This is a genomic window from Enterobacter cloacae complex sp. IR5422, assembly GCF_049238165.1.
Taxonomy (GTDB): domain Bacteria; phylum Pseudomonadota; class Gammaproteobacteria; order Enterobacterales; family Enterobacteriaceae; genus Enterobacter; species Enterobacter roggenkampii.
Genome location: NZ_JBMKHT010000016.1, coordinates 28,029 through 50,170 on the forward strand (window position 1 = coordinate 28,029; position 22,142 = coordinate 50,170).

Here is a 22,142-nt window from a genome sequence, read left to right on the forward strand (position 1 = left end):
GTTATTTTGTGACAAGGTTAACGCTGCAATGGGGCACGGACGAGAAGAAGTGAGCGAAAGCGTGAGGCAGTGCGCAATCCGCAGATTGCGCACCGAGAAGATTAGTGCAGGATTTTCGCGAGGAAATCTTTCGCACGTTCCGATTTCGGGTTGGCGAAGAACTCCTCTTTCGGGGAATCTTCAACAATTTTCCCTTCGTCCATGAAGATCACGCGGTTGGCCACCTTGCGGGCGAAGCCCATTTCGTGGGTCACCACCATCATGGTCATCCCTTCGTGCGCCAGTTCGACCATCACGTCCAGCACTTCGTTGATCATCTCCGGATCGAGCGCCGATGTGGGCTCGTCAAACAGCATGGCAACCGGATCCATGCACAGCGCACGGGCGATCGCCACACGCTGCTGCTGACCGCCAGAAAGCTGCGCCGGGAACTTATCGGCATGAGCAGAGAGGCCAACGCGTTCCAGCAGTTTCAGGCCTTTCTCGCGCGACGCTTTTTTATCACGCTTGAGCACTTTCACCTGGGCCAGGGTCAGGTTCTCAATAATGGAGAGGTGAGGGAACAGCTCAAAATGCTGGAACACCATGCCAACGTGAGAGCGAAGCTGGGCAAGATTGGTTTTCTTGTCGTTGACTTTGGTGCCGTTGACGACGATCTCACCCTGCTGGACCGGCTCCAGTCCGTTAACGGTTTTGATCAGCGTCGATTTACCGGAACCGGACGGTCCGCACACCACTACCACGTCGCCTTTTTTCACTTCGGTGGAGCAGTCGGTCAGCACCTGAAAGTGCCCATACCATTTAGAAACATTTTTCAGGGAAATCATTGTACCGTCCTTTTCTTCAGCCAGCTGACCAACAGCGACGCGCTTAAACTAATCACAAAATAGACCGCTCCCGCAAAGAGCACCATCTCAACCTGCGTACCATCACGCTCACCGATGGTGGACGCGGTACGGAAGAAGTCTGCCAGGCTCAGCACGTAGACCAGGGACGTATCCTGGAACAGCACAATTCCCTGGGTCAGCAGGAGCGGAACCATGGCGCGAAACGCCTGCGGCAGAATAATGAGCTGCATGGACTGCCAGTGCGTCATCCCCAGCGCCAGCGCGGCGCTGGATTGCCCGCGGGAGATACTCTGAATTCCTGCACGGATAATCTCAGAGTAGTAAGCGGCCTCAAACATTGAGAACGCCACCATCGCCGAGATCAGACGGATGTCGGTTTTCGGCGACAGCCCCAGCACGTTTTGCAGGAAGCCGGGCACGATCAGGTAAAACCACAGCAGCACCATTACCAGCGGGATGGAGCGGAACACGTTAACGTAGGCGGTTGCAAACCAGGCGAGCGGCTTAAAGCTCGACAGGCGCATGACGGCCAGCAGGGTGCCCCAGACGATACCGACAATAATGGCAATGACGGTGATTTTTAAGGTAATCATCAGTCCATCAAGCAGATAAGGCATGGATGGAACGATAGAACTCCAGTCAAATTCGTACATTATTTGCCCCCCATGTTGCCCGGCAGGCGAATTTTGCGTTCAACCAGGTTCATCACCAGCATGATGAAAGCGTTAATCAGAACGTAAGCGAGCGTGATCGCGGTGAAGGATTCCCACGCGTGAGCGGAGTAATCCAGCAGCTTGCCCGCCTGCGCGGCCATATCGACCAGACCGATGGTCGATGCGATGGCCGAGTTTTTCACCAGGTTCATCATCTCGGAGGTCATTGGTGGAACGATGACGCGGTAGGCGTTAGGCAGCAGCACGTAGCGGTAGGTTTGTGGCAGGGTTAACCCCATCGCCAGACCCGCATTTTTTTGTCCGCGGGGTAATGACTGAATGGCGGCACGCACCTGCTCGCAAACGCGCGCAGCGGTAAACAGCCCCAGACACATCATGGAGGAGACAAAGAACTGCACATTCGGATCCAGTTCCGACTTGAACCACATGCCAATATTTTCCGGCAGCAGTTCCGGGATAACCAGATACCAGGTAAAGAATTGCACGATCAGCGGAACGTTACGGAACAGTTCCACGTACAGGGTGCCGAGTGTTGAAAGAAAACGGTTAGGGACGGTGCGCAGAATACCGAACAGAGAACCGACAAGAAACGCGATGATCCACGCCGTTATCGATAATGCCACGGTGACCTGAAAGCCGCTCCACAGCCAGCCAAGATAGGTGGTGTTGCCGAACGGGGCTTGTTGCAGGAATATGCCCCAGTTCCAGTCGATTGACATAATAAACTCCAGAAAAAAAAGGGTAGCAGCGCTACCCTCGAAGATTGGTGAGAAGCTCATTTTTCGCGCTGAGTGGGGAACGACCACTCAACGTATAGTCTGTCCATGCTTCCCGACAATCGAGAGGGCAGGAGATCCCGCCCCTGTTGTTCTAATTAGTTAAGAGCCTTGTCATTTGGAGATTTGAACAGCGCTTTCATGTCGTCTGACAGTTCAAAATTCATGTTCAGGTTTTTTGGTGGAATCGGGTTCTTGAACCATTTGTCGAACCATTTTTCCGCTTCGCCTGAGGTCTGCACCTGGGCGATGGTGTCATCGATCAGCTTTTTGAACTGCGGATCGTCTTTACGCAGCATACAGCCGTAGGCTTCTTTCGACTGCGCGGTACCGACGATATCCCAGTTGTCTGGTTTCTTCGCTTTCGCACGCTCGCCTGCCAGCAGGGCGTCGTCCATCATAAACGCGACGGCACGACCGCTTTCCAGGGTACGGAAGGAGTCGCCATGGTCTTTCGCGCTGATGATGCGCATATCCATTTTCTTCTCGTCGTTCAGCTTGTGCAGCAGCACTTCAGACGTGGTCCCGGAGGTGACAACGACCGCTTTCCCTTTCAGGTCAGCGAAGTCTTTGATCTCACCGCCTTTCTTCGTCAGCAGGCGGGTGCCCACAACAAAGATGGTGTCGGAGAAGGCAGCCTGCTTCTGACGCTCGAGGTTGTTGGTGGTGGAGCCACACTCGAAGTCAAAGGTGCCGTTTTGCAGCAGCGGAATACGGTTCTGTGAAGTGATGGGGATCAGCTTCACCTGCAGGTCAGGTTTGTTCAGCTTTTTCTTCACAGCTTCAACGATGGCGTTGGAGTAATCCTGTGAATAGCCCACGACTTTTTGCGTGTTGTCGTAGTAAGAGAACGGGACAGAAGATTCACGGTGGCCGACCACGATAACGCCGTTTTTGGCAATCTTGTCGAGAGTGCTGCCTGCTGCCGGAGCGTCTTCAGCGTGAACCACGCCTGCGGACATCCCCATAACCAGCATTGCTGTGGCCAGTTTACGTAATTGCATACCCAACTCCTTTTTTATCAGCGCCAGCGACGCATTGATACCCATTGTGATGTTGTTATATCTCGCGCAATGCGAGTGCAGTGTTATGCAAGCTTGTTAACATTTAGTCTGGCTTAATGTAAAGATTTTGCTGCGTTATTGTTTATTTTTGCGAAGCACGCCGCACCATTCAGAGGCAAATATCTCCCGTTGCACCGTTTCGGTGCTACCGATGATCTACGCTGGTGCGACAAAGTTGCACAGTAAGCCAAACTGCGTTTACCTGAATAAACAAAGCAATAGGCGTGCCAGAATTGAAGTCCGGAGGGAATTGTCGGGTGGGGGGGGGGGGGTTACCCCCCAACAAAACAAAACAAGCGGACCGGGGGGCGGGACACCCCCCCCGGCACTGACGCTTACCCGACCTACAAAAGCGAAACAGTAGGCCGGGTAAGCGTCAGCGCCACCCGGCAGGAAGAGGAGGGATTATCGACGACGCTGGCGCAGGCTCATCAGCACCGCGCCAAAGCCGAACAGCGCGGTCAGGATCCACAGCGGCCAGTTGCCGGTGCGGGCGTACGGCGTCAGCCCGGTGGTAGGAGTGACGCTGGTGGTCAGCACTTCTCGGGTGAACTGTGGGATCATGGCCTGGATTTCACCCTGCGGACCAATCACGGCGGTGATGCCGTTGTTGGTGCTGCGCAGCAGCGGACGGGCCAGCTCCAGGGAGCGCATGCGTGCCATCTGGAAGTGCTGCCACGGGCCGATTGATTTACCAAACCAGGCATCGTTAGAGATGGTCAGCAGATAGTCCGTATCCGGGCGGAAGTTATCGCGCACCTGCTCGCCTAAGATAATTTCGTAGCAGATGGCCGCCGTCAGGGCTGCGCCGTGCGCATGCAGCTGAGGCTGAACGTACGGTCCGCGGCTGAAGGAGGACATCGGCAGATCGAAGAACGGGGCCAGCGGGCGAAGAATTGACTCCAGCGGCACAAATTCACCAAACGGCACCAGGTGGTTCTTGTTGTACCGGTCAGTGGAGTGGTAGCTGTATTCGCTGTCTTTGCCGAGCGTAATGATGGTGTTGTAGGTGTCGTAGCGGTTCTGCTGATTCAGACGCGCATCGACAATGCCGGTTATCAGCGTACTGCCACGCGAGAGCAGCAGGTCGTTCATCATGTTGAGGAACGGCTGCTGGTTGATCTCCAGATCGGGAATAGCAGACTCCGGCCAGATAATCAGCTGCGATTTACCCATCACCTCTTCGGTGGCGTTGGCGTAGATCTTCAGCGTATTCAGCAGCTCTTTCTCGTCCCACTTCATCGACTGCGGGATATTCCCCTGCACCATGGAGACCTGCATGGCGCGCGCGGGCTCCGGCGTGAACCACTGGATATAGCGCAGCGGGAAGGGCAGGGCGAACAGTACCAGCGCCACAGCCAGCGGTTTCCAGCATCGTGAAACCAGCGCTAATACCAGCAGGCCGCTAACGACCATCAGCAGGAAGTTAATGGCCTCAACGCCCATGACCGGCGCCAGGCCTTTCAGCGGGCCGTCAATCTGACTGTAGCCGAACTGCAGCCACGGGAAGCCGGTCAGCACCCAGCCTCGCAGGAATTCGGTGATCTGCCAGACCACCGGCGCGGCAATGGCGACGCGCAGCCAGGTGGTTTTGGGCCACAGGCGAGAAAGGATGCCGGCGAACAGACCGGTATAGAGCGAGAGATACGCGGCGAGCAGTACCACCAGGAAGACGTTTACCGGGCCCGGCATACCGCCAAACTGGGCGATGCTGACGTAGACCCAGTTAATCCCTGAGCCAAACAGCCCCAGTCCCCAGAAGTAGCCGATAGCGGCAGCCTGTACCGGACGACGATTCAGGGTCAAACCCTGAAGCCCCATCAGGGAGAGAATGGCCGCAGGCCAGATGTCGTAAGGAGAAAAAGCCAGCGTACCGCTGGCTCCGAGTAACAGCGCCAGCAGCAAACGGACGCGCTGGCGTTCAAGCAATGGGGCAAATGCCATTTACATTAATCTTCCAGTTTTGGCACCGGTGAGTCGTCCGGCGTTCTGACGTGAACCTGTATAATACGTCGGCTGTCGGCCATGGCTACTTTGAACTGGTAACCGTCGATGTCAACGGTCTCTCCGCGCGCCGGGAGGTGGCCAAAGGCCTGCATCACCAGCCCGCCAATGGTATCGACCTCTTCATCGCTGAAGTGGGTCCCGAAGGCGTCGTTGAAGTCCTCAATGGAGGCCAGCGCCCGCACGGTCCAGGTGTGGCGGCTGAGCTGACGGAAGTCGATATCCTCTTCTTCGTCATACTCATCTTCGATTTCGCCCACGATCAGCTCAAGGATATCCTCGATCGTGACCAGACCGGAGACGCCACCAAATTCATCAATAACAATCGCCATGTGGTAACGCTGAGAGCGAAACTCTTTCAGCATCCGATCCACACGTTTACTTTCCGGCACAACCACGGCCTGGCGTAACACTTTTTCCATGCTGAAGGCTTCGGCATCGCTGCGCATAAACGGCAGCAGATCTTTCGCCATCAAAATCCCTTCGATGTGATCTTTGTCTTCGCTGATGACCGGGAAACGCGAGTGGGCGGATTCGATGATGACATCGAGACACTCGTCCAGGGTCTGGTTACGTTTCAGGGTGATCATCTGCGAGCGGGGAATCATGATATCGCGAACGCGCTGGTCGGCGATGTCCATAACCCCTTCGAGCATTTCGCGCGTATCTTCGTCGATAAGGTCGTTCTGCCCGGAATCACGAATCAGCTCCAGCAGTTCATCACGGTTTTTCGGTTCGCCGTGGAAAAGCTGGTTCAGAATGAGGGAGAAAAATCCCTTTTTACTGGTTGTCGTGTCGCTACTGTGTGAATTGTCGTCGCTCATGGCGTTTGTTAAGGGTTCTCTTGTTAGTTCAATGTTTACCGCCACGCGATGTCCTTTCGTGGCGGCAGGGGAGTCAGTCCGGTGACTGACTATTCTTTCTCGGCAATGTACGGATCCTCATAGCCCAGAGCAAGCATTATCTCTGTCTCGAGGGACTCCATCTCTTCCGCTTCGTCGTCTTCAATATGATCGTAGCCGAGCAGATGCAGGCTGCCGTGTACCACCATGTGCGCCCAGTGGGCTTCAAGAGGTTTCTGCTGCTCTTTAGCTTCCTGTTCAACCACCTGGCGGCAGATGATCAGATCGCCCAACAGCGGCATCTCGATGCCCGGCGGGGCTTCGAACGGGAAAGAGAGCACGTTGGTCGGCTTATCTTTCCCGCGATAGGTCAGGTTAAGCTCATGGCTTTCTGCTTCATCCACCAGGCGAATCGTGACTTCTGATTCTTCCTGAAACTGCGGGATAACGGCATCCAGCCATTTCTGAAACTGTGCCTCATCTGGCATGCCGGAATTGTCTTCACAGGCCAGCTGTAAATCGAGGATCACCTGACTCATTTCTGTTCTTGCTCCTGCGCTTCGCGCTTACGTTCTGCGGCCAGTTCGGCCTTACGCTTCTGATCTGCCTCTTCCCAGGCTTCATAAGCGTTAACGATACGCGCGACCACCGGGTGGCGTACCACGTCTTCACTGTGGAAGAAGTTAAAGCTGATTTCATCGACCTCGGCCAGCACTTCGATGGCGTGGCGCAGGCCCGATTTGGTGCTGCGCGGAAGATCGATCTGCGTGACGTCGCCGGTAATCACCGCTTTCGAGTTAAAGCCAATACGCGTCAGGAACATTTTCATCTGTTCGATGGTGGTGTTCTGGCTCTCATCGAGAATGATGAACGCATCGTTCAGCGTACGGCCGCGCATGTAGGCGAGCGGGGCCACTTCGATAACGTTACGCTCAATGAGCTTCTCGACCTTCTCAAAGCCCAGCATTTCGAACAGCGCATCGTATAAAGGACGGAGATACGGGTCGACCTTCTGGCTCAGATCGCCAGGCAGGAAGCCCAGTTTTTCACCGGCTTCAACGGCAGGGCGGGTCAGCAGGATACGCCGGATTTCCTGACGCTCCAGCGCATCGACCGCCGCGGCAACGGCCAGATAGGTTTTACCCGTACCCGCCGGCCCCACGCCGAAGGTGATGTCGTGGTCGAGAATATTGGCGATATACTGCGCCTGGTTTGGCGTACGCGGCTTGATGACGCCACGCTTGGTCTTAATGTTGATTGCCTTGCCATAATCCGGCACGCTCTCCGCGCTCTGCTCAAGCACGCGCGCCTCTTTAATGGCGAGGTGAATCTGCTCCGGTTCGATATCCTGAATTTCGCCGCGCATGGGGGAGGTGTCGACATACAGGCTACGCAGAATGTCCGCAGCGGCGTTGACGCAGATAGGGCGTCCGGTGAGTTTGAAATGATTATCGCGACGATTGATTTCGATACCCAGACGTCGCTCCAGTTGTTTGATGTTGTCATCAAACGGCCCGCACAGGCTCAGCAGGCGAGCGTTGTCTGCTGGCTCAAGGCTAATTTCACGCGTATCTATGTTCAAACTGTTCCTCTTTGATTGATTAACTGACCCGCTGCCACACGGCGCAATAAAACGGTCATTACCGAAATTATTCACGCCACAGAATAAAGGCGCAAGCGTTGCGGAAGATATTGGGGGCGATGAGAGGAAATACAAGGCCTGCCAAAGCGGCAGGCCTGAAGGATTATGGCTGGTAAATCCCAACGCCAGAATCGTTTTCTTTGCGGGTACGCGAGATCACGGATTCCGGTGACTCTGCGATACGCAGGCCCATTTCGTCTTCGGTGCGGACCACTTTCGCGCGCAGCGAGTTGGTCAGCACTTCGACAATCTCGACGTCCACAAATTTACCGATCATATCCGGGGTGCCTTCAAAGTTCACCACGCGGTTATTTTCCGTACGACCAGAGAGTTCCATAATGCTCTTGCGGGAAGTGCCTTCCACCAGAATGCGCTGTACGGTACCGAGCATGCGGCGGCTCCAGGCGTTAGCCTGCTGGTTGATGCGCTCCTGCAGAATATACAGACGCTGCTTTTTCTCTTCTTCCGGTACATCGTCAACCATATCGGCCGCCGGTGTTCCTGGACGCGCAGAGAAGATGAAGCTGTAGCTGACGTCAAAGTTCACTTCGCCGATGAGCTTCATGGTGCGCTCGAAGTCTTCTGCGGTTTCGCCAGGGAAGCCGACGATAAAGTCGGAGCTAATCTGGATATCCGGACGTGCTTCACGCAGCTTACGGATGGTGGATTTGTACTCCAGCACCGTATGGGGACGGCCCATCAGGTTCAGCACGCGGTCAGAGCCACACTGAATCGGCAGGTGCAGGAAGCTCACCAGCTCTGGCGTATCGCGATAAACGTCAATGATGTCATCGGTAAATTCCATCGGATGGCTGGTGGTAAAGCGAATGCGGTCGATGCCGTCAATCGCGGCCACCAGACGCAGCAGCTCAGCAAAGCTGCCGGTCGTGCCGTCGTAGTTCTCACCGCGCCAGGCGTTAACGTTCTGGCCCAGCAGGTTCACTTCGCGCACACCCTGCGCGGCAAGCTGCGCGATTTCAAACAGAATGTCATCTGCCGGGCGGCTGACCTCTTCACCACGGGTGTACGGCACCACGCAGTACGTGCAGTATTTGTTGCAGCCTTCCATGATGGAGACGAAGGCGGTCGGGCCATCGGCACGCGGCTCCGGCAGACGGTCAAATTTTTCGATTTCCGGGAAGCTGACGTCAACGACCGGGCTACGGTTGCCACGAACCTGATTGATCATCTCAGGCAGACGGTGCAGGGTCTGAGGGCCAAAGACAATGTCCACATACGGGGCTCTCTGGCGGATCAGCTTGCCTTCCTGCGACGCGACGCAGCCGCCCACGCCGATGATCAGGTCCGGATTTTTTCGTTTGAGAAGTTTCCAGCGGCCTAACACGTGAAAGACTTTTTCCTGCGCTTTTTCACGAATTGAACAGGTGTTCAGCAGCAGCACATCGGCTTCTTTCGCATTTTCAGTCAGCTGGTATCCGTGGGTGGTATCCAGCAGATCGGCCATCTTGGATGAATCGTATTCGTTCATCTGACAGCCCCAGGTTTTTATATGGAGTTTTTTAGTCATCGACTTGCTCAGCTCAGGATTGCAAGCCGCGTATTGTAATGCTTTGGTGGGGTTGTGACCAGTATGAAGGTTATGTGTCTCAGGACCGCAAAAATCCGGTAAACTTAAGGGATTCTCCAATAAGGAAAATTGACCATGACACTCCAACACACCGAAGTTGCCGTTGTCGGCGGCGGTATGGTCGGCGGCGCGCTGGCGCTGGGGCTGGCGCAGCAGGGATTTGAGGTAACGGTAATCGAACAGGCGGCTCCGCCAGCCTACGATCCCGCCAGCAAACCGGACGTGCGCATTTCTGCGATCAGCGCGGCATCCGTCGATCTGCTGCGCGGGCTGGGCGTCTGGGAGGCGGTGCAGGCGATGCGCGCGCACCCTTACAGCCGCCTCGAAACCTGGGAGTGGGAAAATGCCCACGTCGCGTTTGATGCCGCAGAGCTGAAGCTGCCGCGCCTGGGGTATATGGTGGAAAACAACGTGCTCCAGCGGGCGCTCTGGCAGGCGCTGGAGGCGCATCCGAAGGTGACGCTGCGCGTGCCTGCGTCGCTTAAGGCGCTGCATCCTCACGAGCGTGGCTATCTACTGACGCTCGACAATGGCGATGAGCTGACCGTGAAGCTGGTCATCGGGGCGGACGGCGCTAACTCGCAGGTCAGACAGATGGCGGGGATCGGGGTTCATGCCTGGCAGTATGAACAGTCCTGTATGCTGATTACCGCCGAGTGCGAGAATGCGCCGGGCGAAAGCACCTGGCAGCACTTTACGCCGAACGGCCCGCATGCCTTTTTACCGCTGTTTGATAATTGGGCGTCGCTGGTGTGGTACGACAAACCGGCGCGCATTCGTCAGCTGCAGGGGATGAACATGGAACAGCTGCAGCGCGAGATCCTGCTGCACTTCCCGAGCCGTCTGGGGCACGTCACGCCGGTCGCCGCCGGGGCGTTCCCACTCACGCGTCGTCATGCGTTGCAGTATGCCCGCGCAGGCTTAGCGCTGGTGGGGGATGCGGCACACACCATTCATCCGCTGGCCGGGCAGGGCGTGAACCTGGGATATCGTGACGTCGATGCATTACTGGATGTGCTGGGCAACGCCCGCGGACACGCGGAAAACTGGGCCAGCCATCAGGTGCTGAAGCGTTATCAGACGCGGCGTATGGCGGATAACTTCATCATGCAGTCGGGGATGGATATGTTCTATGCGGGGTTCAGCAATGACGTAGCGCCAGTGCGTATTCTGCGTAATATAGGCCTGATGGCTGCGGAACGTGCCGGTGGCCTGAAGCGTCAGGCCCTGAAGTACGCTCTCGGACTCTAAACTTTTTCCCTCTCCCCGTGGGAGAGGGCCGGGGTGAGGGCATCAGGCCGCACAATTCTGTACAAAAACAAACAAGCCCGCAGAGCGGGCTTGTTTGTTTTAAGTGGCTGGGGTGCAGGGATTCGAACCCCGGAATGCTGGTATCAGAAACCAGAGCCTTACCGCTTGGCGACACCCCAATTGCGTTAAACAAGCTGCTTAACGACTTTGTAAATTGGCTGGGGTACGAGGATTCGAACCTCGGAATGCCGGAATCAGAATCCGGTGCCTTACCGCTTGGCGATACCCCAACAATTTTTTCTCATTACCGAAATCGATCGATAATCTCAATTTGGTGGCTACGACGGGATTCGAACCTGTGACCCCATCATTATGAGTGATGTGCTCTAACCAACTGAGCTACGTAGCCAGTACTGCAATCTTCGATGGCTGGGGTACCTGGATTCGAACCAGGGAATGCCGGTATCAAAAACCGGTGCCTTACCGCTTGGCGATACCCCAATACCGCGGAGAACCGCAAAATCGAAGAAATATGGCTGGGGTACCTGGATTCGAACCAGGGAATGCCGGTATCAAAAACCGGTGCCTTACCGCTTGGCGATACCCCATCCGTGCAACGCTTACCCGGGAATGGTGCGGGAGGCGAGACTTGAACTCGCACACCTTGCGGCGCCAGAACCTAAATCTGGTGCGTCTACCAATTTCGCCACTCCCGCAAAAAAAGATGGTGGCTACGACGGGATTCGAACCTGTGACCCCATCATTATGAGTGATGTGCTCTAACCAACTGAGCTACGTAGCCATCTTTTTTTCGCGTTACCTTATCGGCGTTGCGGGGCGCATTATGCGTATAGACCCTTGCAGCGTCAACACCTTTTTCAACGAAAATAGCCGGAATGTGACTGTTTGGTTAGGTTGCGAACAGCGTGACCGAATATTCGGCAATTATTGGTTATTAATCGGTTTTAGCTGTGCAAAAGCGGGGCAAAAAAAATCAGGCCCCGCAGGGCCTGAGATGAAATGCGTGATTATTTGTAGGCTGACTGGTGAACGCCTACCGCACGTCCTGACGGATCGTTCATGGATTTGAACGATTCATCCCATTCAATCGCTTTGGCAGACGAGCAGGCGACGGATGGACCACCCGGCACACACTCTGCAGCGCTCGGTACCGGGAACAGTTCTTCAAAAATTTCACGGTAGAGGTACGCTTCTTTCGAGCCCGGCGTGTTGTACGGGAAGCGGAAGCTTGCGGTTTCCAGCTGTTGGTCAGAAACCTGTTTCGCCGCCACCTCTTTCAGGGTGTCGATCCAGCTGTAGCCTACGCCATCGGAGAACTGCTCTTTCTGACGCCATGCCACGCTCGCCGGCAGGTAGGATTCAAAACACTCACGCAGGATATGTTTTTCCATTTTACCGTTGCCGCACATTTTATCCTGCGGGTTGATGCGCATCGCCACGTCGAGGAATTTCTTATCCAGGAACGGTACACGCGCTTCGACACCCCATGCCGACATCGCTTTGTTGGCACGCGCGCAGTCAAACATATGCAGCGCCTGGAGTTTACGCACGGTCTCTTCGTGCAGCTCTTTGGCATTTGGCGCTTTGTGGAAGTACAGGTAGCCGCCAAACACTTCGTCAGAACCTTCACCGGAGAGCACCATTTTGATGCCCATCGCCTTGATCTTACGCGACATCAGGTACATCGGCGTGGAGGCGCGAATTGTCGTTACGTCATAGGTTTCAATGTGATAGATCACATCGCGGATCGCATCCAGGCCTTCCTGCACGGTGAAGTGAATTTCATGGTGCACGGTGCCGAGGTGGTTTGCCACTTCCTGCGCGGCTTTCAGATCCGGCGCGCCTTCCAGGCCCACGGCAAAGGAGTGCAGCTGTGGCCACCAGGCTTCTGAGCGCTCCTGATCTTCCACGCGACGAGCCGCAAATTTCTTGGTGATGGCAGAGATCACGGAGGAGTCCAGACCGCCGGAGAGCAGCACGCCGTAAGGTACGTCTGACATCAGGTGGCTTTTCACGGAATCTTCCAGCGCCTGACGCAGCTCGGCTTTGTCCGTCACGTTGTCTTTTACCGCGTCGTAGTCGAACCAGTCGCGCTGGTAGTACGGACGGATCTCGCCGTCTTTACTCCACAGGTAACTGCCTGCCGGGAACTCTTTGATGGTGCGGCAGACCGGCACCAGGGCTTTCATTTCAGACGCAACGTAGAAGTTGCCGTGTTCATCGTGGCCCATGTACAGCGGGATAATACCGATGTGGTCGCGGCCAATCAGGTAGGCGTCTTTTTCGCTGTCGTACAGGGCGAAGGCAAACATACCCTGCAGGTCGTCCAGAAACTCGGGACCTTTCTCCTGATACAGCGCCAGGATCACTTCACAGTCGGACCCGGTCTGGAACGCGTAGCGGTCGCCGTACTCGGCGCGCAGCGCCTGGTGGTTATAGATCTCACCGTTGACAGCCAGCGCGTGCGTTTTTTTCTCGTTATACAGCGGCTGTGCACCGGCGTTGACGTCAACAATAGACAGACGTTCGTGAGCCAGAATTGCTTTGTCACTGGCGTAAACGCCGGACCAGTCCGGGCCGCGATGGCGCATCAGGCGGGACAGTTCGAGTGCCTTTTTACGCAGTTCGCCCGCGTCAGTTTTAATATCCAGTACGCCAAAAATTGAACACATAACCTTCTCCGTTAACCCTGTTGCTTTGTAATGTTGCTTGCTTATGAAAATGCCGCAAAGGGGCAGGGCGCGCAAGCGTTTTACGGGTGAAAACGGAAATAGTGCAATGGTGATTGCGGATCGGTGAAAAAAGCGTATGTCATGAGCGCTTTTGTTGACGAATGTTCAATGAAAGTGCTTTTTTGTTAGATAGGATTCTGTTTTGCAGGCGCGAAAATAAAAAACCACGCCCTGAGGCGTGGTTTGGTATCAGATGATGTCAATTTCATCGACGGACGGGTAAATCCAGCTTGGACGGAACGGCATTGAGTCAATGTCATCAAGCTGAGAGACCCCAGAGAGCACCAGAATCGTCTCCAGACCGGCCTGGAAACCGGCCAGAATATCGGTGCGCAGGTTGTCGCCGACAATCACGGTCTCTTCAGAGTGGGCCTGCATCTTGTTGAGCGCGGCGCGAATGATCCACGGGCTGGGCTTGCCGACATAGAACGGCTTGCGCCCGGAGATCTTCTCGATACCGGCACACAGCGCGCCGCAGGCCGGATAAAAACCGCGACCGTGGGTATCCGGGTTGGTCGCAATAAAGCGCGCGCCGTTAGCCACAAAGAAGGATGCCTTATGCATCATCTCCCAGTTGTAGGAACGCGTTTCACCCACAATCACAAAGTCCGGGTTGACGTCGGTGATGGTAAAGCCCGCTTTATACAGCTCATGGATCAGCGCGCCTTCACCGACCACATAGGCTTTTTTTCCTTCCTGACGCTTCAGAAAATCCGCCGTGGCCATCGCCGAGGTATAAAACACGCTGTCCGGGACGTCTACCCCCGCCGTGGCAAAGCGGTTTGCCAGATCCTGACCGGTCTGAGAAGGGTAGTTCGTGAGAAGAACCAGAGGCATTCCTTTGTCGATGATGCGGTGAAGAAACTCCGCAGCACCCGGCACGGCAACGTTGTCGTGCATCAGCACGCCGTCGATATCACAAATTACATTCTTAATGGTCATGGACAGTCCGACATCAAAAAAAGAAGGCGTTACTATAAGGTCCGATCAACTTTCCAGCAAATGCTGCAGCAGAATTCCGTTGAGCATGGCGCGTTTAACCAGCGCGAACGCCCCAATCGCCGAACGATGGTCAAGCTTTGAACGAACCACCGGAAGATTCTGGCGGAATGCTTTCAGCGCCTGGGTGTTAATACAGCCTTCAATCGCGGGGAGCAGCACCTTTTCCGCTTCCACAATTTCACCGGCGATCACCACTTTTTGTGGGTTAAACAGGTTAATGGCGATGGCGATGGTTTTCCCCAGATGGCGACCCACCTGCTCGATCACTTCACAGGCCAGCGCGTCGCCTTTATTAGCAGCTTTGCAGATGGTGCCTATCTTGCAGTCATCCAGCGTCACGCGGCTTTGGTAACCCTGTTCAAGCAGATGGCGAACGCGCTGCTCGATGGCGGTGTTGGCGGCAATGGTTTCAAGGCAGCCAAAGTTGCCGCAGTGGCAGCGCTCCCCGAGCGGTTCAACCTGAATGTGGCCGATCTCACCGACGTTACCGTTGCGACCGATAAAAATTCGGCCGTTAGAGATAATGCCTGCGCCCGTACCGCGGTGAACGCGCACCAGAATAGAGTCTTCACAGTCCTGGCTCGCACCAAAGTAGTGCTCTGCCAGCGCCAGAGAGCGAATGTCATGGCCCACAAAGCAGGTCACTTTAAAGCGCTTTTCCAGCGCGTCGACCAGCCCCCAGTTTTCAACCTGAATGTGCGGCATATAGCGGATCACGCCGCTTTCCGGGTCGACCAGACCGGGCAGAATCACCGAGATGGCGATGAGTTCGCGGATCTTGCGCTGACAGCTTTCAATAAACTGCGCGATGGTATTCAGCAGCGCATGCTCCAGCGTCTCCTGGGTGCGTTCCGGAAGGGGATAGTGCTCTTCCGCAATGGCTTTACTGCTCAGATCGTACAGCGTGAGCGTGGTGTCATGACGGCCCAGACGGACGCCAATTGCCTGAAAATTGCGGGTTTCGGTAATAATGGAGATAGCGCGGCGGCCCCCGGTGGAGGCCTGCTGATCGACTTCTTTGATCAAACCGCGCTCAATGAGCTGGCGGGTAATTTTTGTCACGCTGGCGGGAGCAAGCTGGCTTTGTTCGGCTATCTGAATACGTGAGATTGGCCCGTGTTGGTCAATCAGGCGATATACCGCCGCGCTGTTAAGCTGTTTAACGAGATCGACATTACCGATTTGAGCTTGTCCGCCAGGTGTCATACTTTTACTTACTCAGTGACGACCTCGTTACCATTAACGATGGTCTTAATAATTTTATAATCGTGTGTGAATGCCGTCAGGTTTGCAACCATACCTGGTGCAATTCCGCCAAGCTGTTTATCCACGCCGATAGCGCGCGCAGGATAAAGGGTGGCCATGCGCAGGACTTCATCAAGCGCAATTCCGCAATGCTCAACCAGGTTACGCACCCCTTCAATCATGGTCAAAGAGGAACCGCTCAGCGTACCGTTTTCATCCACACACAGTCCATTGCGGTAGTATATTGTTTTACCGGCAAAAATGAACTGCTCAATATTTGCACCTGCCGGTGCGGTAGCGTCCGTTACCAGGCAGAGCTTGTCACCTTTCAGCCGCTTGGCGTTGCGAATGTTGGTGTAATCAACGTGTAAGCCGTCCGCGATAATGCCGCAGTAAACGTCTGGCTCATCCAGAATCGCGCCAACCAGACCCGGTTCACGACCTGTGATGTATGGCATGGCGTTATAAAGGTGCGTCGCAAAGGTAATGCCCGCGCGGAAACCGGCTTTCGCTTCTTTCAGCGTGGCATTTGAGTGGCCCGCTGAAACCACAATTCCGGCGGCGGCCAGCTTGCTGATGACGTCCGTGCCGGTCATTTCCGGTGCCAGCGTCACCTTGGTGATCACATCGGCGTTGGCACACATGTAGTCAACCAGCTCCGCATCAGGTTTACGCACGTAGTCCGGGTTATGCGTTCCTTTCTTGACCATGTTCAGCCATGGCCCTTCCAGGTGCAGACCGAGCGCCTGATTCGGATGTTTGGCCAGGTATTCGCGCATCACGCGGATACCCTGCTTCATCAGGTCATCACTGCTGGTGATGAGCGTCGGCAGATAGCTGGTGCAGCCCGATTTCTCGTTGGCTTTCTGCATGATCTCCAGCGTTTCGACCGTTACCGCATCGGCGGTATCATTGAATTGGACACCGCCGCAGCCGTTGAGCTGTACGTCGATGAAACCGGGGGAGATTACTGCTCCATTGAGTGAGCGCTGTTCAATCTCCGGCGGCAGTTCTGCCAGCGGGCAAACACGTTCAATCAGGCCATTCGCGATAACAATCGCGTGGTCATCCAGAATTTCATGGCCGGTATAAATCCGACCGTGGGTTAAAGCGTACATAACGACCCCCGGTTAAAAAAAGCGGCCGCCTCTTGATAAAGAGGCGGTTATTCAATTACAGACCTTTGATGTTCTCGGCTTCTAACTCGTTGAAGTATTTCAGCGTTTTAACCTTCAGCTCCATCGTGGACGGTTCGTCGCAGACAATGACTGATTTAGGATGCAGCTGCAGACAGCTGATGGTCCACATATGGTTAACGTTGCCTTCAACAGCAGCCTGGAGCGCCTGCGCTTTCACGCCGCCCAGCACCAGAATCATCACTTCTTCAGCATCCAGCAGGGTGCCTACGCCTACGGTCAGGGCGTATTTTGGAACCTGGTTAACGTCACCGTCAAAGAAGCGGGAGTTCGCCACGCGCGTGTCATGGGTCAGCGTTTTAATACGGGTACGGGAAGCCAGAGAGGACGCCGGTTCGTTAAACGCGATATGACCATCATTACCTACACCACCCATGAACAGGTGGATTTTACCGTAGGAACGGATTTTTTCTTCATACTGACGGCATTCTGCGTCAATATCCGGCGCGTTTCCATTCAGCAGGTTAATATTTTCAGCTGGGATATCAACGTGATCAAAGAAATTGCGGTGCATAAAGCTATGGTAGCTTTCCGGGTGGTCTTTCGGTAAGCCAACATATTCATCCATATTGAAGGTCACAACATGTTTGAAGCTAACCTGGCCTGCTTTATGCATCTCAACCAGCGCCTTGTAAGCGGTCAGCGGTGTGCCGCCGGTTGGAAGGCCCAGAACGAAAGGACGATCGGCGGTCGGTTTGAACGCGTTAATGCGGTTTACGATATGGCGAGCGGCCCATTTACCAACTTGTTCTGCAGTTGCCAGGGGAATCAGTCTCATTGTTCACCTCAAAGTTTAAGTAGAAGAGTGGGCGGATGGCTTCGGAACCTGATACTAAAGCGTAACCTGGAAACTTTCAGGCCGGATCAATCCGTCTTGATTTTTTGAATGATAAAATAAGTTTTCACTGTTAGCCAGTGTAAGGGAGGTCTGAATACGATATTTGGTGACAAAAATCACAAAAAATAGGTGTTTAATTTGCGATACGAATTAATTTTTCACACACTCAGACTGCCAGTGAATTATCAACGGTATCTATCGTTCGTGACACAATAAAAACATAGTTTATGCGCGAGCCTGAAAAAGGGTCTCGTAGGGGGAATAGGATGAATATTTTAGGTTTTTTCCAGCGCCTCGGTAGGGCTTTGCAGCTCCCTATCGCCGTGCTACCGGTTGCAGCGCTGCTGCTGCGATTCGGGCAACCCGATCTTCTTAACGTACCGTTTATTGCTCAGGCTGGCGGTGCCATTTTTGACAACCTGGCGCTGATTTTCGCCATCGGTGTTGCCTCTAGCTGGTCAAAAGACAGCGCTGGTGCCGCAGCGCTGGCAGGGGCAGTCGGTTATTTCATCCTGACGAAAGCGATGGTAACCATTAACCCAGAAATCAACATGGGCGTGCTGGCAGGTATCATTACCGGTCTGGTCGGTGGTGCTGTGTACAACCGTTGGGCAAACATTAAGCTGCCAGACTTCCTGAGTTTCTTTGGCGGCAAACGTTTCGTGCCGATCGCAACAGGTTTCTTCTGTCTGGTTCTGGCCGCTATCTTTGGCTACGTCTGGCCACCGGTACAGCATGCGATCCATGCGGGTGGTGAGTGGATTGTTTCAGCGGGTGCACTTGGCTCAGGTATCTTTGGTTTTATCAACCGTCTGCTGATCCCAACCGGTCTGCATCAGGTGCTGAACACTATCGCATGGTTCCAGATTGGTGAGTTCACCAATGCTGCGGGCACCGTATTCCACGGCGACATCAACCGCTTCTACGCGGGTGACGGCACCGCAGGCATGTTCATGTCTGGCTTCTTCCCAATCATGATGTTTGGTCTGCCGGGCGCTGCGCTGGCAATGTACCTGGCTGCGCCAAAAGCGCGTCGCCCAATGGTTGGCGGCATGCTGCTGTCCGTTGCGATTACCGCGTTCCTGACCGGTGTAACAGAGCCGCTGGAATTCCTGTTCATGTTCCTGGCGCCGGTGCTGTACCTCATGCATGCGGTCCTGACCGGTATCAGCCTGTTTGTGGCGACCCTGCTGGGTATCCATGCTGGCTTCTCCTTCTCTGCAGGCGCGATCGACTACGTGTTGATGTACAACCTGCCGGCGGCAAGCAAGAACGTCTGGATGCTGGTGGTAATGGGTCTGGTCTTCTTCGTCATCTACTTCGTGCTGTTCACTGCGGTTATTCGTATGTTTAACCTCAAAACGCCGGGCCGCGAAGACACCAAAGACGAAGTGGTCACCAGCGAAGCCAACAGCAACACCGAAGAGGGTCTGACCCAGCTGGCGACCAGCTATATCGCTGCCGTCGGGGGGACTGACAACCTGAAAGCCATTGATGCCTGTATCACCCGTCTGCGTCTGACGGTGGGTGACTCTGCGCGCGTCAGCGACGCAATGTGTAAACGCCTTGGCGCATCGGGCGTGGTTAAACTGAACAAACAAACTATCCAGGTTATCGTGGGTGCCAAAGCGGAATCCATCGGTGACGAAATGAAGAAAGTGGTTGCCCGCGGTCCGGTCGCGGCAGCATCAACCGACAGCGCGCCTGCGTCGACGGCTGCGCCAGTTGCGAAGCCGCAGGCCGTGCCTAACGCCGTGATGGTGGCCGCGCTGGTCTCTCCGGTAACGGGTGATGTCGTTGACCTTGAGCAGGTACCTGATGAAGCGTTCGCCAGCAAAGCGGTCGGTGACGGTGTGGCGGTGAAACCAACGGATAAAACCGTGGTGTCTCCTGCTGCCGGTACCATCGTGAAAATCTTCAACACCAACCACGCGTTCTGCCTCGAAACCGAAAAGGGCGCGGAGATCGTTGTCCACATGGGTATCGATACCGTTGCGCTGAATGGTCAGGGCTTTACTCGCCTGGTGGAAGAGGGCGCTGAAGTGGTGGCCGGGCAGCCGATTCTGGAAATGGATCTGGACTTCCTGAATGCCAACGCGCGTTCCATGATTAGCCCGGTGGTTTGCAGCAACATTGACGACTTCAGCGGTCTGGTCATCCAGGCGAAAGGTCAGGTTGTTGCGGGTCAAACCCCGCTGTATGAGATTAAAGGCAAGTAATCGCTCCTGAGTAGAGTCATGCCTTAAGCGGCGGGGGATATCCTCCGCCGCTTTTTTTTGCAGCAAATGCCCCCATTATTTTCATCTGATACGTATTTTCCGTAACTAAGGGTTGTCACTACGTCCGGCTTATAAGATCATATGCCGTTATACGTTGTTTACGCTTTGAGGAATCCACGATGAGTGAGGCAGAAGCCCGCCCGAGTAACTTTATTCGTCAGATCATCGATGAAGATCTGGCCAGTGGTAAGCACACCACAATTCATACCCGTTTCCCGCCGGAGCCGAATGGCTACCTGCATATCGGGCATGCGAAGTCCATCTGCCTGAACTTTGGCATTGCGCAAGACTACCAGGGACAGTGCAACCTGCGTTTCGATGACACCAACCCAGTAAAAGAAGACATCGAATACGTTGAGTCCATCAAAAATGACGTGCAATGGCTGGGCTTCAACTGGTCTGGCGATATCTGCTACTCCTCTGACTATTTTGATCAGCTGTATGCCTACGCGGTAGAGCTCATCAACAAAGGTCTGGCGTATGTAGACGAACTGTCTGCAGATGAGATCCGTGAGTACCGCGGTACGCTGACCGCACCGGGTAAAAACAGCCCGTTCCGCGATCGCAGCGTGGAAGAGAACCTGGCGCTGTTTGAAAAAATGCGTGCCGGTGGCTTCGAAGAGGGCAAAGCGTGCCTGCGTGCCAAAATCGATATGGCGTCTCCGTTCATCGTGATGCGCGATCCGGTGCTGTACCGCATCAAGTTCGCAGAACACCACCAGACCGGCAACAAGTGGTGCATCTACCCGATGTACGACTTCACCCACTGCATCAGCGATGCGCTGGAAGGCATCACCCACTCGCTGTGTACGCTGGAGTTCCAGGACAACCGTCGTCTGTACGACTGGGTGCTGGATAACATCACCATTCCAGTGCATCCGCGTCAGTACGAGTTCTCTCGTCTGAATCTGGAATACACCGTGATGTCCAAGCGTAAGCTGAACCTGCTGGTCACCGACAAGCACGTTGAGGGCTGGGACGACCCGCGTATGCCAACCATCTCGGGTCTGCGCCGCCGTGGCTACACCGCGGCGTCAATCCGTGAGTTCTGCAAGCGTATCGGCGTGACCAAGCAGGACAACACCATTGAGATGGCGTCTCTGGAATCCTGCATTCGTGAAGACCTCAATGAAAATGCCCCGCGCGCGATGGCCGTTATCGACCCGGTGAAGCTGGTTATCGAAAACTATCCGCAGGGCGAGAGCGAGCTGGTCTCCATGCCTAACCATCCGAACAAACCGGAAATGGGAAGCCGCGACGTGCCGTTCAGCGGCGAGATCTGGATTGACCGCGCTGACTTCCGTGAAGAAGCCAACAAGCAGTACAAGCGTCTGGTGCTGGGTAAAGAAGTGCGTCTGCGTAATGCTTACGTCATCAAAGCCGAGCGCGTTGAAAAAGATGCGGAAGGGAATATCACCACCATCTTCTGTTCTTATGACGCTGAGACGCTGAGTAAAGATCCGGCGGATGGCCGCAAGGTGAAAGGCGTTATCCACTGGGTGAGCGCATCCCACGCGCTGCCGGTGGAGATTCGTCTGTACGATCGCCTGTTCAGCGTGCCTAACCCAGGTGCGGCGGAAGACTTCCTGGCGACCATTAACCCGGAATCTTTGGTGATCAAGCAGGGTTATGCGGAGCCTTCTCTGAAAGCGGCTGAAGCAGGCAAAGCGTTCCAGTTCGAACGTGAAGGTTACTTCTGCCTGGACAGCCGTCACAGCACGGCGGAAAAACCGGTATTTAACCGTACCGTGGGTCTGCGTGATACCTGGACGAAGATCGGCGAATAATATTGCTGCTCTGGTCAATGAGAAACAAACGCCGCATTATGCGGCGTTTTTTTATTTAACGATCAGAGTATTAAGCCAGGGGTTAAAGTGGCGTCATGAAAATAACAGGTCAATGAGGTGCTACTTATTTTTTAAAAAAAAGTTTGTGTCATTACGAAAATCAAAAAGGTTATAAAAAAGGAAACCGATCCCACGCCTGGACACTGAAATAGCTGAGAATTTCCCGTCATTCCTCGCCTTCCTGTAAATGTTACAAAGCACTACCAATTATGTGCACTTCGTCATAATCCTGACTTTTGCCCGCTGAAAAGCATTGATAATTCGCGTCGCGAAAAATAACCTAAAGACGGTAG

General features: G+C 54.7%; 17 protein-coding genes and 7 tRNA genes. 3 read left to right on the forward strand and 21 right to left on the reverse strand.

Annotation, left to right across the window (positions count from 1 at the left end; all coding sequences use genetic code 11):
- Positions 1 to 101: 101 nt before the first annotated feature.
- The 9 genes from ACOTXT_RS10170 to miaB form a co-directional block, all read right to left on the reverse strand.
- The gene (locus tag ACOTXT_RS10170) at positions 102 to 827 is read right to left on the reverse strand and encodes an amino acid ABC transporter ATP-binding protein (protein ID WP_014883001.1); all 726 of its coding nucleotides are present in this window, start codon (positions 825 to 827) and stop codon (positions 102 to 104) included.
- Entirely contained in the window at positions 824 to 1,501 is a 678-nt protein-coding gene (gene gltK, locus ACOTXT_RS10175; RefSeq protein WP_008501047.1) for a glutamate/aspartate ABC transporter permease GltK, read from the reverse strand. Before gltK ends, ACOTXT_RS10170 begins: the two co-directional genes overlap by 4 nt.
- A complete protein-coding gene (gene gltJ, locus ACOTXT_RS10180; protein ID WP_008501048.1) occupies positions 1,501 to 2,241 on the reverse strand; it encodes a glutamate/aspartate ABC transporter permease GltJ in 741 nt (246 codons plus the stop codon). Before gltJ ends, gltK begins: the two co-directional genes overlap by 1 nt.
- Positions 2,242 to 2,396: 155 nt before the next feature.
- Positions 2,397 to 3,302, reverse strand: coding sequence for an amino acid ABC transporter substrate-binding protein (locus ACOTXT_RS10185; protein WP_008501049.1), 906 nt, complete (start codon positions 3,300 to 3,302; stop codon positions 2,397 to 2,399).
- 465 nt (positions 3,303 to 3,767) lie between these two features.
- On the reverse strand, positions 3,768 to 5,306 hold the full coding sequence (lnt, locus tag ACOTXT_RS10190) for an apolipoprotein N-acyltransferase (RefSeq protein ID WP_045416434.1): 1,539 nt from the start codon (positions 5,304 to 5,306) through the stop codon (positions 3,768 to 3,770).
- 5 nt (positions 5,307 to 5,311) lie between these two features.
- Complete coding sequence (gene corC, locus ACOTXT_RS10195) at positions 5,312 to 6,190, reverse strand: CNNM family magnesium/cobalt transport protein CorC (RefSeq protein ID WP_021242574.1); 879 nt, start codon at positions 6,188 to 6,190, stop codon at positions 5,312 to 5,314.
- Between the two features lie 89 nt (positions 6,191 to 6,279).
- Positions 6,280 to 6,747 carry an rRNA maturation RNase YbeY gene (gene ybeY, locus ACOTXT_RS10200; RefSeq protein WP_008501052.1) on the reverse strand — a complete coding sequence of 156 codons (468 nt, stop codon included), beginning with the start codon at positions 6,745 to 6,747 and terminating at the stop codon, positions 6,280 to 6,282.
- The gene (locus ACOTXT_RS10205) at positions 6,744 to 7,790 is read right to left on the reverse strand and encodes a PhoH family protein (protein WP_008501053.1); all 1,047 of its coding nucleotides are present in this window, start codon (positions 7,788 to 7,790) and stop codon (positions 6,744 to 6,746) included. Before ACOTXT_RS10205 ends, ybeY begins: the two co-directional genes overlap by 4 nt.
- 163 nt (positions 7,791 to 7,953) lie before the next feature.
- Positions 7,954 to 9,378: a tRNA (N6-isopentenyl adenosine(37)-C2)-methylthiotransferase MiaB gene (gene miaB / locus ACOTXT_RS10210; RefSeq protein ID WP_021242573.1), complete on the reverse strand. Its 1,425-nt coding sequence runs from the start codon at positions 9,376 to 9,378 to the stop codon at positions 7,954 to 7,956.
- 135 nt (positions 9,379 to 9,513) lie between these two features.
- On the opposite strand from miaB, the gene ubiF reads away from it, so the two are divergent.
- On the forward strand, positions 9,514 to 10,689 hold the full coding sequence (gene ubiF / locus ACOTXT_RS10215; RefSeq protein ID WP_055322210.1) for a 3-demethoxyubiquinol 3-hydroxylase: 1,176 nt from the start codon (positions 9,514 to 9,516) through the stop codon (positions 10,687 to 10,689).
- 104 nt (positions 10,690 to 10,793) lie between these two features.
- On the opposite strand, the gene ACOTXT_RS10220 is transcribed toward ubiF, so the two are convergent.
- The 12 genes from ACOTXT_RS10220 to nagB all read right to left on the reverse strand — a co-directional run bounded on the left by ACOTXT_RS10220 (position 10,794) and on the right by nagB (position 17,663).
- A tRNA-Gln gene (locus tag ACOTXT_RS10220) sits at positions 10,794 to 10,868 on the reverse strand.
- A 36-nt stretch (positions 10,869 to 10,904) separates the two neighbouring features.
- Positions 10,905 to 10,979, reverse strand: a tRNA-Gln gene (locus ACOTXT_RS10225).
- Between the two features lie 42 nt (positions 10,980 to 11,021).
- Positions 11,022 to 11,098: transfer RNA gene (locus tag ACOTXT_RS10230), tRNA-Met, on the reverse strand.
- Positions 11,099 to 11,115: 17 nt separating this feature from the next.
- Positions 11,116 to 11,190: transfer RNA gene (locus ACOTXT_RS10235), tRNA-Gln, on the reverse strand.
- Positions 11,191 to 11,222: 32 nt separating this feature from the next.
- Positions 11,223 to 11,297 (reverse strand) — tRNA-Gln (locus ACOTXT_RS10240).
- A gap of 23 nt (positions 11,298 to 11,320) precedes the next feature.
- Positions 11,321 to 11,405 (reverse strand) — tRNA-Leu (locus ACOTXT_RS10245).
- A gap of 9 nt (positions 11,406 to 11,414) precedes the next feature.
- Positions 11,415 to 11,491, reverse strand: a tRNA-Met gene (locus ACOTXT_RS10250).
- 226 nt (positions 11,492 to 11,717) lie between these two features.
- Positions 11,718 to 13,382, reverse strand: a complete 1,665-nt coding sequence (gene asnB / locus ACOTXT_RS10255; protein WP_021242994.1) for an asparagine synthase B — start codon at positions 13,380 to 13,382, stop codon at positions 11,718 to 11,720.
- 249 nt (positions 13,383 to 13,631) lie between these two features.
- Positions 13,632 to 14,384 carry a ribonucleotide monophosphatase NagD gene (nagD, locus tag ACOTXT_RS10260; RefSeq protein WP_008501057.1) on the reverse strand — a complete coding sequence of 251 codons (753 nt, stop codon included), beginning with the start codon at positions 14,382 to 14,384 and terminating at the stop codon, positions 13,632 to 13,634.
- 45 nt (positions 14,385 to 14,429) lie between these two features.
- Positions 14,430 to 15,650, reverse strand: coding sequence for a DNA-binding transcriptional regulator NagC (gene nagC / locus ACOTXT_RS10265; protein WP_021242995.1), 1,221 nt, complete (start codon positions 15,648 to 15,650; stop codon positions 14,430 to 14,432).
- Positions 15,651 to 15,658: 8 nt separating this feature from the next.
- A complete protein-coding gene (gene nagA, locus ACOTXT_RS10270) occupies positions 15,659 to 16,807 on the reverse strand; it encodes an N-acetylglucosamine-6-phosphate deacetylase (RefSeq protein WP_008501059.1) in 1,149 nt (382 codons plus the stop codon).
- Positions 16,808 to 16,862: 55 nt separating this feature from the next.
- A complete protein-coding gene (nagB, locus tag ACOTXT_RS10275) occupies positions 16,863 to 17,663 on the reverse strand; it encodes a glucosamine-6-phosphate deaminase (RefSeq protein WP_008501061.1) in 801 nt (266 codons plus the stop codon).
- A gap of 326 nt (positions 17,664 to 17,989) precedes the next feature.
- Between nagB and nagE the strand changes: the two genes are divergently transcribed.
- Positions 17,990 to 19,942, forward strand: a complete 1,953-nt coding sequence (nagE, locus tag ACOTXT_RS10280) for a PTS N-acetyl glucosamine transporter subunit IIABC (RefSeq protein ID WP_055322209.1) — start codon at positions 17,990 to 17,992, stop codon at positions 19,940 to 19,942.
- Positions 19,943 to 20,121: 179 nt separating this feature from the next.
- Positions 20,122 to 21,789: a glutamine--tRNA ligase gene (glnS, locus tag ACOTXT_RS10285; RefSeq protein WP_021242997.1), complete on the forward strand. Its 1,668-nt coding sequence runs from the start codon at positions 20,122 to 20,124 to the stop codon at positions 21,787 to 21,789.
- Positions 21,790 to 22,142 lie beyond the last annotated feature (353 nt).